This window comes from Bradyrhizobium sp. CIAT3101, from assembly GCF_029714945.1.
Lineage (GTDB): Bacteria > Pseudomonadota > Alphaproteobacteria > Rhizobiales > Xanthobacteraceae > Bradyrhizobium.
Genome location: NZ_CP121634.1, coordinates 8819017 through 8838589, shown reverse-complemented (window position 1 = coordinate 8838589; position 19573 = coordinate 8819017). Strand labels below are relative to the sequence as shown.

General features: G+C 59.4%; 19 protein-coding genes, 1 tRNA gene and 1 pseudogene. 11 read left to right on the top strand and 10 right to left on the bottom strand.

What is annotated here, in order from left to right; all coding sequences use genetic code 11:
• Positions 1-423 precede the first annotated feature (423 nt).
• On the bottom strand, positions 424-738 hold the full coding sequence (locus QA645_RS40935; RefSeq protein ID WP_283046671.1) for a hypothetical protein: 315 nt from the start codon (positions 736-738) through the stop codon (positions 424-426).
• Positions 739-1571: 833 nt separating this feature from the next.
• On the opposite strand from QA645_RS40935, the gene sfnG reads away from it, so the two are divergent.
• The 10 genes and pseudogenes from sfnG (at position 1572) to QA645_RS40885 (ending at position 12247) form a co-directional block, all read left to right on the top strand.
• Entirely contained in the window at positions 1572-2678 is a 1107-nt protein-coding gene (sfnG, locus tag QA645_RS40930; protein WP_283046670.1) for a dimethylsulfone monooxygenase SfnG, read from the top strand.
• Between the two features lie 18 nt (positions 2679-2696).
• Positions 2697-3617: an ABC transporter ATP-binding protein gene (locus tag QA645_RS40925; RefSeq protein WP_283046668.1), complete on the top strand. Its 921-nt coding sequence runs from the start codon at positions 2697-2699 to the stop codon at positions 3615-3617.
• Complete coding sequence (locus tag QA645_RS40920; protein WP_283046666.1) at positions 3617-4507, top strand: branched-chain amino acid ABC transporter permease; 891 nt, start codon at positions 3617-3619, stop codon at positions 4505-4507. The genes QA645_RS40925 and QA645_RS40920 overlap by 1 nt, the downstream gene beginning before the upstream one ends.
• A 4-nt stretch (positions 4508-4511) precedes the next feature.
• Positions 4512-5570: a branched-chain amino acid ABC transporter permease gene (locus tag QA645_RS40915; protein WP_283053593.1), complete on the top strand. Its 1059-nt coding sequence runs from the start codon at positions 4512-4514 to the stop codon at positions 5568-5570.
• Positions 5571-5599: 29 nt separating this feature from the next.
• Positions 5600-6928 carry an ABC transporter substrate-binding protein gene (locus tag QA645_RS40910; RefSeq protein ID WP_283046665.1) on the top strand — a complete coding sequence of 443 codons (1329 nt, stop codon included), beginning with the start codon at positions 5600-5602 and terminating at the stop codon, positions 6926-6928.
• Between the two features lie 69 nt (positions 6929-6997).
• Positions 6998-7801, top strand: coding sequence for an ABC transporter ATP-binding protein (locus QA645_RS40905; protein WP_283046663.1), 804 nt, complete (start codon positions 6998-7000; stop codon positions 7799-7801).
• 33 nt (positions 7802-7834) lie between these two features.
• Positions 7835-9031: an acyl-CoA dehydrogenase family protein gene (locus tag QA645_RS40900; RefSeq protein WP_283046662.1), complete on the top strand. Its 1197-nt coding sequence runs from the start codon at positions 7835-7837 to the stop codon at positions 9029-9031.
• Between the two features lie 122 nt (positions 9032-9153).
• Positions 9154-9793 (top strand): annotated as a pseudogene (locus QA645_RS40895) (methyltransferase domain-containing protein).
• Between the two features lie 886 nt (positions 9794-10679).
• Entirely contained in the window at positions 10680-10967 is a 288-nt protein-coding gene (locus QA645_RS40890; protein ID WP_283046660.1) for a helix-turn-helix domain-containing protein, read from the top strand.
• Positions 10964-12247, top strand: a complete 1284-nt coding sequence (locus tag QA645_RS40885; RefSeq protein WP_283046658.1) for a type II toxin-antitoxin system HipA family toxin — start codon at positions 10964-10966, stop codon at positions 12245-12247. The genes QA645_RS40890 and QA645_RS40885 overlap by 4 nt, the downstream gene beginning before the upstream one ends.
• Positions 12248-12311: 64 nt before the next feature.
• Here QA645_RS40885 and QA645_RS40880 read toward each other — a convergent pair whose 3' ends face one another.
• From QA645_RS40880 to QA645_RS40840, 9 genes are all read right to left on the bottom strand, one after another.
• Complete coding sequence (locus QA645_RS40880) at positions 12312-12728, bottom strand: SEC-C domain-containing protein (protein ID WP_283046656.1); 417 nt, start codon at positions 12726-12728, stop codon at positions 12312-12314.
• Positions 12679-13473, bottom strand: a complete 795-nt coding sequence (locus tag QA645_RS40875) for a hypothetical protein (protein ID WP_283046654.1) — start codon at positions 13471-13473, stop codon at positions 12679-12681. Before QA645_RS40875 ends, QA645_RS40880 begins: the two co-directional genes overlap by 50 nt.
• Before the next feature lie 72 nt (positions 13474-13545).
• Complete coding sequence (locus QA645_RS40870; protein WP_283046653.1) at positions 13546-14640, bottom strand: hypothetical protein; 1095 nt, start codon at positions 14638-14640, stop codon at positions 13546-13548.
• Between the two features lie 116 nt (positions 14641-14756).
• Positions 14757-15233, bottom strand: a complete 477-nt coding sequence (locus QA645_RS40865) for a hypothetical protein (RefSeq protein WP_283046651.1) — start codon at positions 15231-15233, stop codon at positions 14757-14759.
• Positions 15190-15873, bottom strand: a complete 684-nt coding sequence (locus QA645_RS40860) for a hypothetical protein (protein WP_283046649.1) — start codon at positions 15871-15873, stop codon at positions 15190-15192. The genes QA645_RS40865 and QA645_RS40860 overlap by 44 nt, the downstream gene beginning before the upstream one ends.
• Positions 15874-15930: 57 nt before the next feature.
• Complete coding sequence (locus QA645_RS40855) at positions 15931-16176, bottom strand: hypothetical protein (RefSeq protein ID WP_283046647.1); 246 nt, start codon at positions 16174-16176, stop codon at positions 15931-15933.
• A gap of 265 nt (positions 16177-16441) precedes the next feature.
• Positions 16442-17353: a hypothetical protein gene (locus QA645_RS40850; protein ID WP_283046645.1), complete on the bottom strand. Its 912-nt coding sequence runs from the start codon at positions 17351-17353 to the stop codon at positions 16442-16444.
• Positions 17354-17477: 124 nt separating this feature from the next.
• Positions 17478-17648: a hypothetical protein gene (locus tag QA645_RS40845; RefSeq protein WP_283046643.1), complete on the bottom strand. Its 171-nt coding sequence runs from the start codon at positions 17646-17648 to the stop codon at positions 17478-17480.
• Between the two features lie 15 nt (positions 17649-17663).
• Positions 17664-18737: a hypothetical protein gene (locus QA645_RS40840; RefSeq protein ID WP_283046641.1), complete on the bottom strand. Its 1074-nt coding sequence runs from the start codon at positions 18735-18737 to the stop codon at positions 17664-17666.
• A 645-nt stretch (positions 18738-19382) separates the two neighbouring features.
• On the opposite strand from QA645_RS40840, the gene QA645_RS40835 reads away from it, so the two are divergent.
• Positions 19383-19471: transfer RNA gene (locus QA645_RS40835), tRNA-Lys, on the top strand.
• Positions 19472-19573: the final 102 nt, after the last annotated feature.

Below are 19573 nucleotides of genomic sequence, written 5' to 3'. Positions count from 1 at the left end.
TCAAGCGGTTATTGCACGTTACCTGGTTGCGCGTTGTTGCGCAGCCGAGCGGGTCTTGTGAAATCATCGTGTACCCCCGCCGCAGCATCCGCACTTCACGAGGCCAGCGAAGAGGTATCTGGGGCGGCGGCGATCGTTAAGCTTGTTCTCGCCAGGCGCTGACGGCTCGTAGGCGAGTGCCTGCTGACGTGCCTTGACCGCATCCCACGTTTCTTGATCGGCAATGCACAGCTCGGGGACTTCCTGGATTACCTTCGGATTCGGGGGTCAGCCGAGAAACGCGCTTTCCGGTATCCGAAGCGAAAGCGTGCCGGCAGAAGTCGACGTAGCGATCGGCCATGCTCTTTCCGGGCAATTGCCGGATCAGGCCCGCCTATTCTGCTGCTCCGGTGAAAGATCCGGTCGCTTGGCAGGTTCGTCCATCTAACGCTGTCGGTTAACGCCGCGCGTGCTGGCGCGGCGGGCAATCAATTCTTTCATTAACGGCAGGAAAAATGCCTTGCTGCAATGGCCGAGTGGCGGGTTGGGCTCAAGGTAGAACGACTGGCCGATGACGTCCTGATTATATTCGTCAAGAATGATCCAAAGGCGCAGGGAAGCGTCGAGGTCGGCGCGGCGTTTTTCCATCTCGGGAATTTCGACCGCAAAACGATCGAAGGAGGGCGGTCGACTGGCGATCGGAAACAGAACCAACAAGTCCTCGCCCTTTTGCCTGGCAATCCGCACGCCGACGGCCACCGGGCGGGACTTGCGGCCTTCCGTCTTCCCATGCTCAGCTTCGCGGGCGTCGAGGCTCGATCGAACATCGCAGACAGGCCAGGATCGTGCCGGTCATTATGGCGGTATGGACCAAACGGCGGCGGCTCACCAGATATGGCAGCGACCCTCGCGAACGGGCGTGCTGCCGAGGCCTGGTTGCGGAAGCTGAGATCCGTCCGTTGCCAGGCCAGAAAGCCAATCACCATTGAATTCGTTGGCCGGACTCCCTACGGGACTCGCAAGTCGCCACGTTCTCCTTGATGTCAGCTTTTTTTTGGTCGTACGCTCGCGGTAGTAGAATATTGTCTTTCGGCAGCAGTCTGGTGAAAGAGATACCTATCGATGCCTTCTTGACTGTCGTCTCGCGAACATGTGTGTGGGTGAGAGGTTTTAGGCACGCCGCAACAAACGAACCGTTTGTTGAGAATCTAGAAAAACGAGTTTCTCAGACGCAATGAAAAAGAGTTGGTCTTGGACTCGCAAGCACGTTTCCTCTCTGAGAGTATTGAGCGTCAATCAATGGTGATTGAGAGAGGGAAACGCCAATGATTTGCAGTACTCTCGTCGATGAGGCGGGAAGTTTTTGTGCGCTGGCGATTCCCTGTCGCGCGATGCGCGCGTCACTCTGTTGACGATCTCAATCGTGCCTTCCTGCGCTGACGCCGCAGATCGCGAATACATCTCTCGCTTGTAACCTGGCATCGGATCCTAGCAATCGCGTCCTTGCTCGTGAGCGGGGGCGAATGCGAGGCGCTGCCTGCTTCAAACTCCGCCGACCATTCATCGCAAGCCAATTCATGTGAGGTGACAGCATGACAACGAACAACGCCCCTATCAAATTCGCCTACTGGGTCCCGAACGTCTCCGGGGGCCTTGTCATTTCCTCGATCGAGCAGCGAACGAGCTGGGACATCGACTATAATCGAAAGCTCGCGCAGATCGCGGAGAAGGCCGGCTTCGACTACGCTTTGAGCCAAATTCGCTTCACCGCAGGTTATGGCGCCGATAACCAGCACGAATCTGTCAGCTTCTCGCATGCGCTGCTCGCCGCGACCGAAAAGCTCAAGGTGATTGCCGCGCTCCTTCCCGGGCCCTGGAACCCAGCCCTTGCTGCAAAGCAGATCGCAACGATCAGTCAGCTGACCAATGCCCGAGTGGCGGTCAACATCGTCTCGGGTTGGTTCCGTGGCGAATTTCACGCCATCGGCGAGCCCTGGCTCGATCACGACGAGCGCTACCGCCGCTCAGAAGAGTTCATCAACGCGCTGCGTGGGACCTGGACGCAGGAGAGCTTCACCTTCAAGGGCGACTTCTATCGATTCAACGACTACTCGCTGAAGCCGAAGCCGCTCGAACCGCTGCCGGAGATCTTCCAGGGTGGCTCCTCGCGCGCGGCCCGCGACATGGCGGCCCGGGTGTCCGATTGGTATTTTACCAACGGCAATACACCGGACGGTCTGACGGCACAGGTCAGTGATATCAGGGCCAAGGAAAAGACCTTCGGCAAGAATTGGCGTACGAAGATTGGTATCAATGCATTCGGCATTGTCAGGCAAACCGAAAAGGAAGCCAGGGACGTCCTACAGGAGATTCTCGACAAGGCGATTCCAGAAGCGGTGCAGGGCTTCCATCACGAAGTCCAGAATGCCGGCAATGCCAGCCCCGAGCGCGAGGGCAATTGGGCCAAGTCCACTTTCCAGGATCTCGTTCAGTACAATGATGGCTTCAAGTCTAATCTGATCGGCACGCCGCAGCAGGTCGCCGAACGCATCGTCGAGCTCAAGCGCGCCGGCGCCGACCTGATCCTGCTCGGCTTTCTGCATTTCCAGGAAGAGGTCGAGTATTTCGGCAAGCACGTGATCCCGCTAGTGCGCGAGCTCGAAGCAAGCCGTTCGCCGCACGTTCAGGCGGCGGAATAGCAGGGGGCGGGGCGACACATGAGCCTGGTTGCGACATCGGGCGGCGACGCCCTAGTCCTGGCGCGCACGCACGAGCGCGCTGCCGAGGCCGCGCGGGAGGCGGAGGCGGCGCCTCCCGCGGCCGAGGCGGCGCTGGTGGGCGGCGCCCCCGTGCCAGTCCTGCAACTTGAGGGAATCTCGCTTAGCTTTGGCGGGATCACTGCGCTCGACGGCATTGATCTTGCGGTTGCGAACGGCGAGATCCGGGCCATCATCGGCCCCAACGGTGCCGGCAAAAGTTCTCTGCTCAACGTCGTGAGCGGGCTCTACCGTCCCGATCGGGGCATGGTGCGGCTCGGCAGCGAACGGTTCACTCATGTGCCGACCTCGCGCCTTGCGGCGCTTGGCGTGGCGCGCACGTTCCAGAACCTTGCCCTGTTCAAGGGTCTGCCGGTGCTTGACAACGTCATCACGGGCTTCGTGCACCGGAGGCGGGCCGGCTTCGTGCGGCAAATCCTGGCGACGCCGCAGGCGCGTCGCGAGGAGGCCGAAAGTCGCGCGGCTTCCGAGGACGTGATCGCGTTTCTTCACCTCGACGCGGTTAAGCATCAACTCGCGGGCGGGCTCCCATACGGCGTCCAGAAGCGGGTGGAGCTGGCGAGAGCGCTTGTCGCGCGTCCGCAGCTGTTGCTGCTCGACGAGCCGCTCGCCGGCGTGACGGTGGGCGAGAAGCAGGAATTGGCGGCGCACATACGCAATGCGCGCGACGCGTACGGCACCACCATCGTCCTGATCGAGCACGATATCGGCGTCGTCATGGGTCTCTCCGATCGGATCGCGGTTCTCGACTACGGCCGCAAGATCGCCGACGGCACACCGGATGAGGTGCGGTCGGACCAGTCGGTCATCGACGCCTATCTCGGCGTGGCTCATGAGGGTGAGACGGAGCTCGTGGTCTAATGTTCAATTACCAGTTCTTCATCGAGGTTCTCGTCGGCGGGCTGTTGTCCGGCATCATGTACTCGCTGGTCGCGATCGGCTTCGTGCTGATCTACAAGACATCAGGCGTCCTCAACTTCGCGCAAGGCGCGATGCTCTTGTTCGCGGCGCTCACCTTTGTGAGCCTGATCGAGCGCGGCGTGCCGTTCTGGTTGGCCCTCTCCGCCACACTGGTGATTATGGTCGTGCTCGGCATCACCGTCGAACGCACAGTGCTGCGGCCGCTCGTCAACCAGTCGCCGATGACATTGTTCATGGCGACGCTTGGCCTGTCCTATATCATCGAGGGCGCCGCGCAGCTGTTATGGGGCACACAGGTCCACGGCCTCGATCTCGGCATCGACGACGTTCCGTTCGAAGTCGGTGGCGTCCTGATCAGTCAGTTCGACCTGTTCGCGGCGGCGATCGCGGGCACGCTGGTCACAACCTTTGCGCTGTTCTTCCGTTACACCCGAACAGGCCTGGCGTTCCGCGCGGTCGCGGACGACCAGTTCGCCGCGTTGGCGGTCGGACTCCGCCTCCCTCGCGTGTGGGCGGCGGTGTGGACCGCGGCCGGAATCGTCGCGCTGGTCGCGGGCTTGTTGTGGGGGGCGCGCCTTGGCGTGCAGTTCTCACTATCGCTCGTCGTGCTCAAGGCGCTGCCAGTGTTGGTGCTTGGAGGCTTCGATTCGGTCGCGGGCGCCATCGTCGGAGGCCTCCTGATCGGTGCAATCGAGAAGCTGGCCGAGGTCTACGTCGGCCCGTTGTTCGGCGGCGGCATCGAGGCCTGGACGGCCTATGTGGTCGCGCTCGGGTTCCTCTTGGTGCGTCCGTCCGGGCTGTTCGGACAGAAACTGGTGGAAAGGGTCTGAGCGGATGACGACAGCTGCCCACCCTGTTGCCGAGCGCCGGCTCATAGCTAATCATCTCGGCATCGCGGTTCTTCTGACCGCAGCCTATGGCGTCATTCCCTTCGCGGGCTCCGATTACCTGCTTGATGCCGTCCTGACGCCGTTCCTTGCTCTCGCGCTTGCCGCCTTGGGCCTCAATCTGCTCACCGGCTATGCCGGCCAGGTCTCGCTCGGGTCGGCCGCCTTTCTCGCGGTCGGCGCCTATGCCGCTCACAATTTCAACCTGCGTGTGCCCGAATTGCCGATCTTGGTGAGCCTTGTGGCCGCGGGCCTTGTGGCGGCGGCAGTCGGGATGGTTTTCGGCCTGCCCAGCCTTCGGCTGCGGGGCTTCTACCTCGCGGTCTCGACGCTCGCGGCGCAGTTCTTCGTGCAGTGGGCACTCACAAAGTTCGGCTGGTTTTCGAACGACAGTCCCTCCGGCGTGATCGACGCGCCACCGCTAGTAGTGGGGGGCATCACCTTTTCGGGCGCGGTCGGGCGGTACCTCTTCTCACTCACCGTCGTCGTCATCTCGACGCTGCTCGCGATCCGGCTGCTGCGCTCACAGATCGGGCGGAATTTCATTGCGTTGCGCGACCATGAGACGGCGGCAAAGGTGATTGGCGTGCCGCTGCTCCGCACCAAGCTGCTCGCGTTCGGCGTCTCGTCGTTCATCATCGGGATCGCTGGGGTACTGTGGGCCTTTGCCTACTTGCGCACCGTGGAGCCCGCCGGGTTCAACCTGGATCGTTCATTTCAGATCCTCTTCATCATCATCATCGGTGGCCTCGCCTCGATTCGAGGCGCCTTTCTTGGTGCGGCATTCATGGTCGCCTTTCCGCTCCTGCTCTCGCGCCTTGGTGCGGGGCTTCTCGGCAACATCTTCGATTCCGGCGTGCTCGAGATGAGCCAGCGCATCGTCATCGGTGCGCTCATCATTGGCCTGTTGATCGCCGAACCCCGCGGTTTGATCGCGCTCGTCGACCGCCTCACCGAGCGGATCGTGCGCCGGTTTCGTACGCCTCCCTATTTTGTCAAGTCTTGAAAAGTCCATCGAACGAAAGGAAAAACGTTATGCGTCTGTCCAAATCCCTTCGAAGTGTGGCGCTCGCCGCCGCGCTCGCCATCAGTGCCGCGCTGCCGGCGCACGCCGACGAGCAGTTCTTCCCACTGCAGAGCTATCGCGTCGGCCCCTACGCGGCTGGCGGCACCGGATTCTTCGGCGGCTTCATCGACTATCTGAACCTCATCAATATCCGCGACGGCGGCGTCAACGGCGTCAAGCTGACTTGGGAGGAGGGCGAGACGCAGTACGAGGTCGAGCGCGGCGTTGAGGTCTATGAGCGGTTGAAAAGCCATCCGGGCGTCGCCGCCTGGAATCCGCTTTCCGTCGGCATTGCCTACGCGATGATTGACCGCATCACCAAGGACAAGGTGCCGCTGATCACCGTCAACCACGGCCGGACCGATTCGACCGACGGCCGGGTGTTTCCTTACGTATTTCCCTTGCTGCTCAACCCCTACAGCGAGACGTCCGGTATCGTGAACTACATCGCCTCGCGCGAGGGCGGCGCCGACAAGCTCAAGGGCAAGAAGATCGTCGTGCTCTACCATGGCTCGCCCTACGGCAAGGAGACGATCCCGATCTATAAGCTGCTCGCCGACAAGTATGGCTTCTCCCTTGAGCAGATTGAGGTACCGCATCCCGGCAACGAGCAGCAGTCGCAATGGCTGTCGATCCGGCGCGCCAAGCCGGACTATGTGGTGCTGCGCGGCTGGGGCGTGATGAATCCGGTGGCGCTGAAGACCGCGCAGAAGGTCGGATTCCCCGTCGATCGCATCATCGGCAATGTCTGGTCGAATTCGGAAGAGGACGTCATTCCTGCCGGCGATGCCGCGAAGGGCTATGTCGCGATCACGACGCAGGCTTCCGGCGCGGAATACCCAGTGCTGCAGGAGGTGATCAAGACCGTCTACGGCGCAGGCAAGGGCAATCTCGACGACAAGAAGCGGATCGGCAGCGTCTATCACAACCTCGGCATCGTCAACGGCATCCTCAATGTCGAGGCGGTCCGGATTGCGCAGCAGAAATTTGGCAAGCGCACGCTCACTGGCGATGAGGTGCGCTGGGGCTTCGAACATCTGCAGCTCGACCCCGCGCGGGTCGAGGCCTTGGGCGCCAATGACCTGTTCCATTCCATCAACGTGACCTGGGACAATCACGAGGGTGATGGCCGCGTAACCTTCCAGCAGTGGGACGGCACCAAGTGGAAGGTCGTGTCGGACTGGATCGCACCCGACTGGGCGTTTCTGCGCCCGATCATCGAGAAATCGTCGGCTGCCTATGCCACGGAGCACAACATCAAGATCCGCACCTCCGACGACACGCCGGTCGGTCAGTAAGGGCAGCCGAGACGGCTTGGGAACGGGTAATGCCCACTCCCAAGCCTCAAGAAATCCCGGAGCATCGTAATGAGCGACCATCTTCTCGTCCTCGAAGGCCTGGCCACGACCTACAACCATGCCATTCGCGCGCTGTCGGACGTCTCGCTCAGCTTGCGCCGGGGCGAGATCGTCGCGCTGCTTGGCGCCAACGGCGCGGGCAAGTCCACGACGCTGAAAGCGGTTTCCAATCTTCTTCATGCCAAGCGTGGCCAGCTCACGGCGGGGCGCATCCTGTTCGACGGGCGCGATGCCACCACGCTCGCGCCGGCCGAGCTGGTTCGGCTGGGGCTGGTCCCGGTGCTCGAAGGTCGCCACTGCTTTCGTGCGCTCACGGTCGAGGAGAATCTGGTCACCGGCGGCATTGGAGGCGGCTTGTCGCGACGCCAGGTCGCGGCAGGACTTGAGCGCGTCTACACATTGTTTCCGCGCCTGAAAGAGCGCCGGCGGTCCGCTTCAGGGCTGACGTCGGGCGGCGAGCAGCAGATGACCGCCATCGGCCGTGCCTTGATGGCTCGCCCACGGCTGTTGCTGCTGGACGAGCCGTCGATGGGACTTGCCCCCCTCGTGGTTGAAACGATCTTCAGCACTCTGAAGGCGCTCAATCGCGAGGAGGGATTGTCGATCCTGGTCGCCGAGCAGAACTCGACGATTGCACTGCGCTACGCCGACCGAACCGCGGTGCTCGACGGCGGATCGACGGTGCTGACGGGCGACGCCGCAGACTTGCGCGGGCGCGCCGAGATAAAGGCCCTCTATCTCGGAAATCCAGAGGAGAGCGCGTCGCATCTTGCCGCGTTATGGCGCGGATCGCCAGCCGATCATGCGGCTTGAACAGTTTCATCGGACAGACAGAGGAGAATATTTATGAGCAAGGACAATCTGGCGCGTGTTGCGCAGGATCACATCTATTCTGGCCTCGACGAAGCAATCGAGAGCACGGTCAAGTTTCACGCCGAGCGCAATGACCTCGAAGGCCGGTTCCCGAGAGAAAATCTGCAGGCGTTGGCTGCGGCTGGCTGGACCGGGGTTCTCAATGAGCCGCGTTTCGGCGGGCTTGGCCTCGGCCACGGCGACTTCGCCGAGGCAGCCTATCGCCTCGGCCAGCATGATGCCTCGACAGGGCTCGTCTATGTCATGCATGTCGGCGCTGCACAGACCATCAACCTGTTCGGCAATGACGATCAGAAGGAGCGTTGGCTCAAGGCGAAGGGCGGTACGCTGCTCGGCACCTATTCGACCAGCGAGCGTGCCTCCGGAGGACATTGGTGGTACAATTTCTCGGAAGCCGGACGTGACGGTGAAAACTATGTCCTCAACGCCGAGAAGTCCTTCACGACGAGTTCGGGCCAGGCCGACTTCTACGTGGTCCAGACGCGCTCTCCCGCCGCCAAGGACCAGACCGATATCTCCTTCTTCATCGTCGACAGCAAGGTACCTGGAATCGAAGCTGGCCCGTGGGAGGCGCTTGGCGTCCGGGCAAATCACTCGGGCCCGATCCGCTATAAGGGCGTCAAGGTTCCAAGCCGCGACCGGCTCGGCGCCGAGGGACAGGGCAAGGAGATCATCTATGATGGCGTCTCGCCTGTTTACCTGATCGGTCTTGGTGCGGTGTGGGAAGGCGTGGCGAGGGGCACGCTCAATGCAGCGGTCGCGCACACCTTGAACTTCGTCCACAAGGACAAGAACAAGAGCCTGTCGGACTATCAGGCTATCCGCCAGGAGCTCGGGGCCGCAAAAGTGCTTGTCGAAACCCTGCGCCCGTGGCGCAACGAGCTCGCCGCCAGGCTGGATCAGCTGTGGCGTGCTGGCAAGCCGCAAAGCGAGGTCCTGATTCCGCTCACGGAGTTCAAGGTCCATGCCGCCGAAGTAGCCAACAAGGTGGCCGCCGCGGCGCTGACCGTGACCGGCGGTTACGGTTATCGGCGTGGGCCGATCGAACGGTCGTTCCGGGATGCCCGTGCTGCCATCGCGATGGGGCCCTCCAATGTGATTGCGCGGGACTGGATCGGAAAGTCGCTGGTCGGGTTGCCGCTTGAGCTGTTTTACGAGGGCGGAGAATAGGAAGGACGCTTCGGCGAACAGAACGTTCGCCGGCCACGGTAAACGCGTTGCCGATTCCCTTGGCCGGTCGGTATGGTTTTCGTAGACAGGCGGATCGCCTGTCTACACGTGGGAGATCGGGAGTGGGGAGCGACAATAACTACGACGAATGCGCTGCAGCGTACAGCGAAGACAACGAAAGTAATGCTTGGAACGCATTCTATGAGCGGCCAGCTTCCTTGCATTAGCCGGGGACGTCCGAGGTCTGCGCGTGCTCGATGCAGGCTGTGGCGCAGGTGCCGATGCAGCTGCTCTCATCGCCAAAAGGTGCACAGGTCACTAGGATCAACAAGAGCGTAGCATTGCCGGCTATAGCCAGGAATCGGCTTGGGCCAGACGTGCCACTCGAGCAAGCCGATCTGAGCGCGAGGCTCGCATTTGAAGATGGCTCATTCGACCTCGTGCTCGCCTCGCTCGTCATGCACTATCTCCAGGACGGCCGCCCTTGACCGAATTCGATAGGTTGCTGTCTCAGGAGGGCGTCTCGTGATGTCCACGCATCATTCGTTCATGGATCATGTGCTGGCACAAAGGGACAACTACTTCGAAACCTACGAGTTCGCTGACGAACGGAAGAAGGGCGGTCGCACGATCCGAACGAAATTCTGGCATAGACCCCTACATGCCACGGTCGACGCTCTGATCGAGGCAGGTTTCGCAATCGAAGCGATCGGTCAGCCGCAGCCCCTTTCGCAAGCCCGTGATCTCTTTCCGGAAGCGTAGGAAACGCTCACGACCAAGCCGCGATTCATCTTTTTTCGTCGCTCGCTCGCCGACGTCCGGCGCCTGAACGTCGCCTGCCGTGCCGGCGACCTTGCGCCTCGGCAAGACTTATCCTTGAGCCCAATGGGCGGTACCATGGGTTCTACGGAGCTGACGAACGAGAGTTCGAGGAGCCGCGCGCACTCGGGGCGGCTTACCGAGATTCGGCTTCGGCGCGAGCAGGGCTCGATCGGCACGCCTCCTGTACAGCAAGTAGTTTTTCTCCCCTCTACGCCGCGCCCCTACGCCGGCTGAATACTTGTTGAACTGACCCGTTTACTGCCTTCTCTACTCATCCCGGTCGTCGATCGCATTTTGCGATTGATGCTCGGCGGGGGCGGTCGTGGCGGTTACGGGAGCAGCGACCCTCAAGATGCTCGAATGACGTACCGATGCAATTGCGGGGCATCTCTGTCGTGGCCCCACCAGTATGGATATCTGGCGTCTCCGATGAACGCCGAGCGGTCGAACTTGCTCGCCTTTTCTTGTGCGACGGATTGAGCCTTGTCGTAGCCGTCGGCCGCGCCGCCGGGACCGATGATCCTGGGCGCCGAGGTCTTCCCCGACCGGCCAGGGCCAGATCTCTTCGTTAGCAACGAGCATCGATACCTTCTCGGGTCGAGGTTCAGTTACAATTGTCGACCCTATCAACGGGTCGTTAATAATTTCGTTACTGTTGAATAATTGCCATAACTAGCTGATCTATCGATATTAAATGTCACTTCCTTGGCTGTTCTTATGTCGTCGAACGGTGACATTTTGTATTGTTGCCGTTCGACGACATTTTTGACTGTCGTCGAACGCTGACATATGTTAATGTAAGCGAACGACGACATTTGGGCTTGCCATGCTGATACGAACATCTACCGATCTCGGAGCTATCATTCGAGACAGGCGCAAACGGCTCAAGCTCGATCAGTCGAGCTTCGCGAAGCGTATTGGCGTCAGCCGGCAGTGGGTTATCGAAGTCGAACACGGTCACGCGCGCGCCGAACTCGGCTTGGTGCTCCGCGCTCTTGACGCTCTCGGCATCCGCCTGGATGCGGCCAGTGAACCGCCTCACAGCCGCGGAGCAGAAAAGTCTGCCGTCGATATCAATGCCATCGTGGCAAAAGCCAGGAAGAGCAGGCCATGACAAACGAACTTGTCGCACTGCTGGATGGCAAGGAAGTCGGTCGCGTGCGTAACGACGCGCGGGGCCGGCTTACCTTTGTCTATGACAGCGCTTGGCGCGAAGCGAGGGACGCATATCCGATTTCGCTTTCCATGCCGCTTGCAGCCGAGCAACACGGCCCATCAGTCGTTCAGTCATTCCTTTGGGGACTTCTACCGGATAACGAACACGTTCTCGATCGCTGGGCCAAGAAATACCAGGTCTCCGCCCGCAACGTGTTTGCCCTGATCTCCCATGTTGGCGAGGATTGTGCAGGCGCCATTCAGTTCGTCACGCCTGAACGTCTGGAAGTCTTGCGGAGTGGTGCCGGTGACAACGTCGAATGGCTCACGGAAGCAGACGTCGCAAAGCGTCTGAAGATACTGCGCGAAGATCACGCTGCGTGGCGATTGCCGCGCGATACCGGACAGTTCAGCCTCGCCGGAGCCCAACCGAAGACGACACTCCTTTGGCAAAACAACAAATGGGGGCTGCCATCTGGACGCATTCCGACCACGCACATTCTGAAACCTCCGACCGGCCACTTCGACGGCCACGCGGAGAACGAACACATCTGTCTTAATCTCGCACGCAACCTCGGTTTGCCCGTTGCTGAAACCAAGGTTATGCGCTTTGGAGATGAAATCGCAATCGTCGTCGCACGCTATGACCGGCAGCTTAGCGGCAATGCCGTTGTTCGCGTCCATCAGGAAGACATGTGCCAGGCTCGCGGCATCATGCCAACCGAGAAATATCAAAATGAGGGTGGTCCATCCCCCACAGATATCATCGAACTCCTTCGTACCCATTCCACAAATAGTGTGGATGACATCGACACATTCATCGATGCCCTTGGCTTCAATTGGCTCATCGGGGGCACCGATGCGCATGCCAAGAATTATTCGCTGTTGCTCGCCAGCGGCCCTACGGTGCGGCTCGCACCGCTCTACGACGTCGCCAGCATTTTGCCCTATGACGATGTCGAGCTCCAGAAAATGAAGCTCGCGATGAAGATCGGCGGCGAATACAGGATGAGCCAGGTCAGTCTACGTGACTGGCAGAAGTTCGCTCGTGAAACCCGCTTCGACGCCGGCAAGGTTGTTGCCGGCCTCAATTCCATGGCCGAGCGGCTCCCTGACCACGTAACCGACATATGTGCTGCCGCGCAGGCCGAAGGGCTCGACAATGCCATCATCAAGCGTCTGGCCGACAAGCTGGTCGAGCGAGCAAAAGACTGCCGACGTATCCTGAACGGTGCCTAACGTTTGCGTGAGCACGAAGATGGGCGGAGCGCGTCTGGTGAAGGTTGACGGCTCCGGTACGCTGTCAGGGCCCATGACAGTTCCTGTATTTCTTGCCGCTTCCACACCAGCAGGGGTCATTAGCGCCGGGCATGCGTACGCCCGCGAGCTCGCGCTCCCTTTCGACTGCCTCTGAGAGGATCGCGTATTTCCGCGCATTCATCCGCGCTACGTCACCTTGAAGCTCACCATACTCCGGTGTTCCTTTCGCGGGGACATCGACGGCAACAGGAATGACGCGCGAATAGGTCCCGTCGGGTGTTATGTAGGCAAGCACCGTAAACGTGTGCGACTGCCCTGCCATTATCGCGCCGGCTTGCGCTTTCGCGCGAAGCATCTTCATGTCCGGCAGATATCCTGTGCGTTGCAGCCACACGAAAAGCGGCGGATCGTCACCGATCTGAAAATAGCGGCTTGCATGTTGCGGCAGGCTGGTGCGCACCTGCGCAAGCATGTCCGAGAAACTGTTGCGCGATTCCTGGCCGAAATTGCGAATATGACTTGCGATCGAAAGCCATCCTCTTTCCTTCGTTGCTTCCAGCGCATCGAGAAGCCGTTTTGCCTCTTCGGGATACCGCCTGCACAGGCGGCGGTTTCTCGGCAAATTCGCCATCGGCAAAATAATTGTCGACGGGCTCGCTCTGCCCGTCCCAGCAGATCAGTTCCGTGTTGTCGTTGAGTTGCGCGCGCAACGTCCAATCAAACCGGTTCTTGGTCAGATACGCTCCGAGATGATCCATTTCATCAAACAGGATCGCCTGTGGAATTCCGGCCACAGCCTGCCGAACTTCCAGATAGTGCAACAGCTCGCCTGCACTCGGAAGGAAGCGTCGCAGAACAAACAGATCGTCGATGGAGAGCGAAAGGAACGGGTGATGTCCCAGGATTGGCCCGGCGTCAGGGAAAAGTTTTGCAAGCGATGCGTAGGGAGAAAATGATTCGACAGTCAAACCAATAGGAAGCACGAGGCGAAAATCCGTTAGGCGGATGCGCTCTACTTCCGTATACCGGCCGGCTTCGCGCCTATAGATGGGGACCTCGTCTGCTGACGCGAGATACTGCAAGAAGCGGCGGCATTGATCGTGAGCCTTCACGATAAGGTCGTGTATTGAACGACCATGACGATCAAAGTCCGTTGCAGGTGACGCAACGGTCGCAGCTGCCCCGGCTTTGGCTTCGACCAGCAACAACGCATCATCGATCCGGACAAGCAGGTCGTTCTCAACCCAATGGCCCTTGTCAGGGTAGGGGTACCAAACCTAGCGATGTACCGCCGCGCTGTCCAGTTGCTTTGCCAGCACGCTCTGAAACGCCGTCTCGCCCATATCCTTCTGCCGCGTTTCAAATGCCTTCTTGTACTCCGGTCTGCGCTGCAAGAGATTCCAGAGCAAGGCGCGATAGGCGGAATCGCGAACGAACGCCTGATCGGCCGCGAAAAAGTCACCGTCGAGCTTGATGAGCGGCTTCATCCGCGCCGGCAAGGTACGAAACGGAGTGCCCGACAGCGGGCCCGGGGCGAAAAGGTCGTGATGGGCGCCGCGCTCGAAGGCAAGGTCCTCCAGCAATGAAGCCGGCAAGTCGGTATGCCTGCTGAGATTGCAATTACCGCCCCTGAACAAATCCATATAGACGTCTTTTGCCGCCTCCAGTTTTTCCGGCTGATCGCTCTGCCATTGATCGAGGACCTGCTTCTGCGTCAGCCCCTGTTCCACCTCGGCTTTGGCGGCGGCCTCCATCAGGACTTCCATGCGATCAACCGCATCAGCGTGTCCTCCTGCCCGCGAGTTCACCGCCGCCTGAATTCCGGCAGCGACTTCCGCGGCCCCGATGCCGTAAGTTTCCCGCAGGATCTGATCATGCGGTTCAAGAACGAACCCGTAGAATTCTCCTTCCAACCCGCCATAGCGGTTTCCGCGCATAAGGACCCAGTTCGACAGCACGGATTGCAGAATCAGGCCCGTCCGCTCACCAAACATGCCGCCGTCAGCACCGACGGCTCTGAAGAGGCAAAAGAGCATTGCCGTGGTACGAAGCTCTTCCGCGACCTTGAAAATCTTCGCGACGGTTTCTTCCTTGAATGCGCCTTCGCCGCCGGGAGCAAAACTCGCCAGGACCGCGTGCACATATTCCAGCACAAATTGAACCGTGTTCATCTCGGCGCGGTGGCTCGCGCGACCATTGCCATCGGCGAACATCCCAGCCACCGTCGTGGTGCTCCAGATGTAGTCCAGCAGTTCGCGGGGCGGCAGACTCAGAATCAAGGACTGGAGCTCTCTCGAAAGCCTTTCCATGTCCGCGCGGCTTCTCTCTTCGCTGCGCAGGCGCTCCTCTTCGCTCATGCCGGCAATTGCCATATTTGACCTTCCCACCGGGGCCGCCAAAGGAGTTGAGGATTGTCGCCAAGCCGGCCAAGCACGTCAACCGAGAATGGAAAGATAAGTCGCTCGCCCAGAGCCCTTCATATCGCGCCTCATCGCGCCAGATCATCAAGTACCGCGAGCGCTTCCGACATTTCCGATGCCACCCTACACCTGAAATCGCTTGCAAGCCCGTGATGCTTCAGTTCGAGCAGCGCCTTCAATGGGCCTTCCGTGAAAAAGGCCTGACAATATGCGATGGCGGCGCTCGCATGGTTGAAATCACAAATATCGTTTCCGACGAGGCGACGTCTCTTGTCCCATCGGATGGTAGGGTGGAGGCACGCCTCGATGTACAGTGTAGGAAGGTTATGACGCAGGCCGGATTTCGCTTGCAGTCCGTGAAACAGTACGTTTGCGCACATTTGCCGTGCGCGCTTCCATTCATCACTATTGGAAGATGGCGCGGCATAACCTTGCTTCACCGCCATCTCCATCATGATGTCGGCTGCCGTATCGGCGCAGAGATCGGCCACGCCGCCAAGCTCATTGGTCAAAGCCCTGCTGGAAGCTTTTGAGTTCGGCTGCATGTTCAATATTCCCGGCGTTGAGCTTGTCCGCAATGTCACCGAGCCGTGACTCGAACGGCAGTGGAGTAGTCCCCAGCATATCGACCATCTTCGCAAGGTCGATCGTCCACATCTTGTCGAAAAACGCCTTTTGAACGGCAAGCTCCGTCGCGCCATCGAACGCCGTTTCGGTTGGATGCAAGAGGCCGAGCACATAGGGCAGCTTCGTCCATACGAGATATCTCAGTGGATGAAGGTCTTCGGCATTCCGGGTCGTCGAATAGAAGAAGTGCGCCAGCTCGGTTGCCACCCGTTCACGCTGGCTGAGCAACGAGACGCCAAGGCTCAGTTCATCAATCAATCCAGCCGTTCGCAAGCGCGAGGATGGATCGGACTGTTTCAATAGCTCCAGGAAAACGGCTTCGCTGATAGGGCAAAAGACTTTCCCGCTCTTCACGGCGTTCCGAAGTAACGCGAGGAGCTGCCCACCAGGGCTAGCGCCGTCACTGGCAAGCAAGGCATTTCTCAGAAGCAGCCAATAGCGCACATCCAGATAGACCGCGTGCCCGCCTACGAGTGCTCGTCCCAACCCAAAAATACAAGACTTTATGTGCCGATCGATCGATATGTCGGGGTGCCGACTATGCTCTTCTATGTTCATAGGCTCTTCTCCGTCGGCGGGAAAACCGAACGGCGGCGGATGCACTGTCGTATGCTCTCACCACCATGCGAGTTTGCCGTAGTCTTCGAACTTGCGCACGAACGAAAAGTGGACGTATCTGGCGCGGTCGTCGCGGTGCGGGCAACGAAGACGAAGGTCACTAATATTCTTCGTGGGCCCGGCAGGACTCGAACCTGCAACCAGACCGTTATGAGCGGCGGGATAATGGCCGCCGTCGTTGATTTTTCTGCGCTTTCCGAAGAACTCGACCACGTTCGTTGCGCTTATGGCGTAGAGTGTCAAAGATCTTCATCGTTAGCGAAATTTTCCCGAAGTCGAGTGGTTCGTTCTGAGACGACATTTTGGCCACTACTACTTTGCGATGATAATCCACGAAAAGATTGACCATGAATCCCGAATGCGAACAGCATCGGGTCCTTGCCCCGCTGGGCATACCATTGGGAGTTGAATTTAAAGTCATGGCGTTTCCGATCGAGGAGGTTAGCTGAGACACAATCTCCTCAGATAGAAATGCAATTCAAAAGTCGAAGCGTTTCCCCAAAGCGTTCTACAATTCAAACGGATCGCCACCCGGCAGCGGATCGCGAACGCCGCCCGGCTTCCGTCGCGCCATCAGATCAAAGGGATCTCTGCCACCCGGGAGTGGATCGCGCATGGCGGCCAGCGTCGTCAAAAACTGCCCGGCATGTTCTAGCAACGCAGCATGAGCCGTGGCGGCGTTCGAACCGGCTGCGCCACCCGGCGTGCTGGGAGTACCCCCTGGCATCATCTCCTTGCGATACTCGCTGCGGTGTAATGTTCGAACTTCGACCTCTTGAAAATTGATCTCCTTGGGGCCGGAGCTGAAGACTTCCCGGGCAACAGCGCCATTACTCACCACCTGGTAGCCGTTCTGCAGTGTCTGGAATGGCCTGGAAACCTTTTGCAGATGGTCGAACCGGGTCGACATCGGCTCGTGCCAGGATTCGAAAAAGGACGGGTAGACGAAATCGCTTACCGCCACGCCGTCGATCACATATTCTTCTTCTTCGACAGCGTCGCAGACCTCATAGGCGTAGAACCGGCCATTGCTGGCCTGTGCCCACATCTGGGCGCCTGGATCGATCAGCATTTCAAGTAGCTCGTGGGATGCCGTGACGCTGACCTTCTGCTTGGCGGCAATCGTGGTCTTGACGAATACTTTCGAGACCGGCTGCCCGTCCTTAGTCAGGTTGTGATAACCCATCGCGTCCGCAGCATCGGAATCATCCAGAAACACGATTTGCCACTCATTCGGTTTGGGTTTGTCGGTGACATAAAGCGTGGCGGGGTATCCCCAAATCGGGACGAAGTCGCGCTGCAATTGCTTGTCCAGCGCCGAGACCAGCCGACGCAAGTCGATTCCGAGAGGGACCGTCGCCAGATTGACGAAAGCGATCGTAGGAAATTTGCCTTGATTGGCTGCGGGCGGTTTCGCCATACCAGAACTCCGTTGAAATAACTTTCAGGTTAAAGGGAAGAGGTGCGTGCTTGCCCAGGGCATTCACTCAAAAGGGCGACAGTTGAACGAGGCCGCAGTTCAAAAAGGCGACGACTCAAAAGGACTACAACTCAAAGGGATCGCCGCCGGGCAGCGGGTCCTTGACGCCTCCTGTCGCCTTCTTCCGCCCCGTCTTGGCCGGCGCCCTTGCGGCTTTCGCCTTCTTCGTGCCTTTCTTTGCCGGCTTGGCGCGACCCGGCGAGGATTTCCTCGTCTTCAAGGTACGTTTGGCCATTGCTGAGCTCCTCAACTAGCGAGAGCGGACCAACTGGAATTCCCGACTCTTTTGCTGATCCACCATAGTGACGGCAAGCTCCTTCGCAGAGCTGTTGCCAACATCTGCGGTGAGCGTGTTAAAAATCTGGGCGTTGCGCACGGATCGGGAAGCCGTTGTGCCGCTGTCGGCCACCGCAACGCCAAAGCCTCGCTGTCGTGAAAAAAGATATCCGCGAAGCGAATTTAGTGATGCCGATACTTTGGAATCGAGCGCGAGCCCGACGGTGACGACATGCGTATCCATCCGCGTCAATGTTCCGGAGAGCGAGGCGTCCGCGACCTGTAGCCCAGAGCCTACTGGATTGAACACGACCTTTGCCGGATTCACGGAGCCATCGATCGTGGTCGTGAAGGTCAATTTGTCGGCCATCGCCGGCGGGCCGCCTGCGCCTGGCTTGGCCTGCTGAGCCTCCAGGGCGCCAAACAGGGATAGATTGAAGAACGTCAGTACCATCTCATCGACTCCGATGCGGCCAGCGACGGGATAAATAAAGTTGGCCTCGACTAGGTGCTTGTCGCAGTAGCGCACACCTCGAACCAGCGTGTTGATCTTCAACAGTTCGCCAAACGTGTCCGTCACCGTGAATGTTCGCTGGTTGCTCCGCGAGCGATTTGCATCGCCACCTAGTGCGGCGGTGAATTTGGGCGACCACGGTCCAAGCAAATTTACCGATGTGCCCAGATTATTCGTCTCGCTCATGGTGAGGTCGAAGTTGTAGGCGACCGCGGCGGTGGTGATTACCTTGTAGAGGTCTCTGTACCGGGCGTAGTCTGGCCCGACAAAAAGGTCTGGACTGAAGTTACTGATCCATTCTGGATCGGCGTCGTACTTGCCCAGGATACGCTGAGCCATCGCGTCGTCGCCTGCCTCCGCTTCCCTTCTCAGCTCGCGAACTATGATATCGATAGCGGCCGCGCGCGTTTCGCAGCGGATTTGCCGAACAATGTGGTAGGTGTTAACGCCCGTCACATCTTCGGGCAGTGGATGGATCGAACAAGCCGGCAGCAACAGCGCTGCCGCGACCGTGGCGAAAAACCGGATACACATAACGCGCCCCCGTCCAAATAAAATCAAAGATCAATAAAGTCAGACAGTACCCCGTTTGATTGTATGCACACTCTGGTTGATTTGTCTGTCTGATTCTCGTCCTTCCTGGCGAGAATCTTAATGAGTCGGTTGCCGGAGGACAGGCTTTAGTTCGGTTCGATCCCCGACAACGAGCCGGCCTGGTTTCGGCGACGAAGTTACCGCATCAAACTTGGTGTCTGTACCGCGGCCATGAGCGGCAGCGTTGCATTGCGCGCCCGTTGAGTGTCCTTCCCAAGGCGGGAGAAAACGGTCTGGGAGCAATGTTTTTTGCCGGGCTCGGCAACCAACGTCCTAGCGCGTTAGAGCGGCTTGGCCACAATACTGAAAACCGGAGAGTTGGCGGGGCTTGATGGAAATGGTCCATTCGTTCGAAAGCCCCGACAGACTTGCGCATGTTGCCGTTCAATAGGGCTGTCCTCGCGAGTCGAGGCGCCTTGGTCCTTGTCCGCGAAGCCACTCTTGGATGCCTTCCCCAATTTTGCGCAGCGCGAAGGAGATCCGAAGGTTCCCCCGGTGATAAACGTCCTGACCACTCGGATAGGCGGGCGGCGAGCGAAGCACGTTGATCTTCGACGAATGCCCATTTTCAGGCGGACAGCGCTGGGGGGCAACCGGCAAGCCATTGATTGTGCTTGACCCGCAGCTGACTCTTAATCAGCGGGTCCCAGGTTCGAGCCCTGGTGCGCCCACCAAAATCCCAGACAAAACAATGTCTTAAGAAGTCGCCTCACGGGAGCCGATCAACGGCTTTGGCTTGGGTCGCGCCTGGGTCATGCAGATGAGGCAGTCGTATT

Coding starts and splice junctions, on each gene's coding strand:
- sfnG (WP_283046670.1), top strand. CDS start 1,572: ATGACAACGAACAACGCCCCTATCAAATTCGCCTACTGGGTCCCGAAC.
- QA645_RS40925 (WP_283046668.1), top strand. CDS start 2,697: ATGAGCCTGGTTGCGACATCGGGCGGCGACGCCCTAGTCCTGGCGCGC.
- QA645_RS40920 (WP_283046666.1), top strand. CDS start 3,617: ATGTTCAATTACCAGTTCTTCATCGAGGTTCTCGTCGGCGGGCTGTTG.
- QA645_RS40915 (WP_283053593.1), top strand. CDS start 4,512: ATGACGACAGCTGCCCACCCTGTTGCCGAGCGCCGGCTCATAGCTAAT.
- QA645_RS40910 (WP_283046665.1), top strand. CDS start 5,600: ATGCGTCTGTCCAAATCCCTTCGAAGTGTGGCGCTCGCCGCCGCGCTC.
- QA645_RS40905 (WP_283046663.1), top strand. CDS start 6,998: ATGAGCGACCATCTTCTCGTCCTCGAAGGCCTGGCCACGACCTACAAC.
- QA645_RS40900 (WP_283046662.1), top strand. CDS start 7,835: ATGAGCAAGGACAATCTGGCGCGTGTTGCGCAGGATCACATCTATTCT.
- QA645_RS40890 (WP_283046660.1), top strand. CDS start 10,680: ATGCTGATACGAACATCTACCGATCTCGGAGCTATCATTCGAGACAGG.
- QA645_RS40885 (WP_283046658.1), top strand. CDS start 10,964: ATGACAAACGAACTTGTCGCACTGCTGGATGGCAAGGAAGTCGGTCGC.
- QA645_RS40870 (WP_283046653.1), bottom strand. CDS start 14,640: ATGGCAATTGCCGGCATGAGCGAAGAGGAGCGCCTGCGCAGCGAAGAG.
- QA645_RS40865 (WP_283046651.1), bottom strand. CDS start 15,233: ATGCAGCCGAACTCAAAAGCTTCCAGCAGGGCTTTGACCAATGAGCTT.
- QA645_RS40860 (WP_283046649.1), bottom strand. CDS start 15,873: ATGAACATAGAAGAGCATAGTCGGCACCCCGACATATCGATCGATCGG.
- QA645_RS40850 (WP_283046645.1), bottom strand. CDS start 17,353: ATGGCGAAACCGCCCGCAGCCAATCAAGGCAAATTTCCTACGATCGCT.
- QA645_RS40845 (WP_283046643.1), bottom strand. CDS start 17,648: ATGGCCAAACGTACCTTGAAGACGAGGAAATCCTCGCCGGGTCGCGCC.
- QA645_RS40840 (WP_283046641.1), bottom strand. CDS start 18,737: ATGTGTATCCGGTTTTTCGCCACGGTCGCGGCAGCGCTGTTGCTGCCG.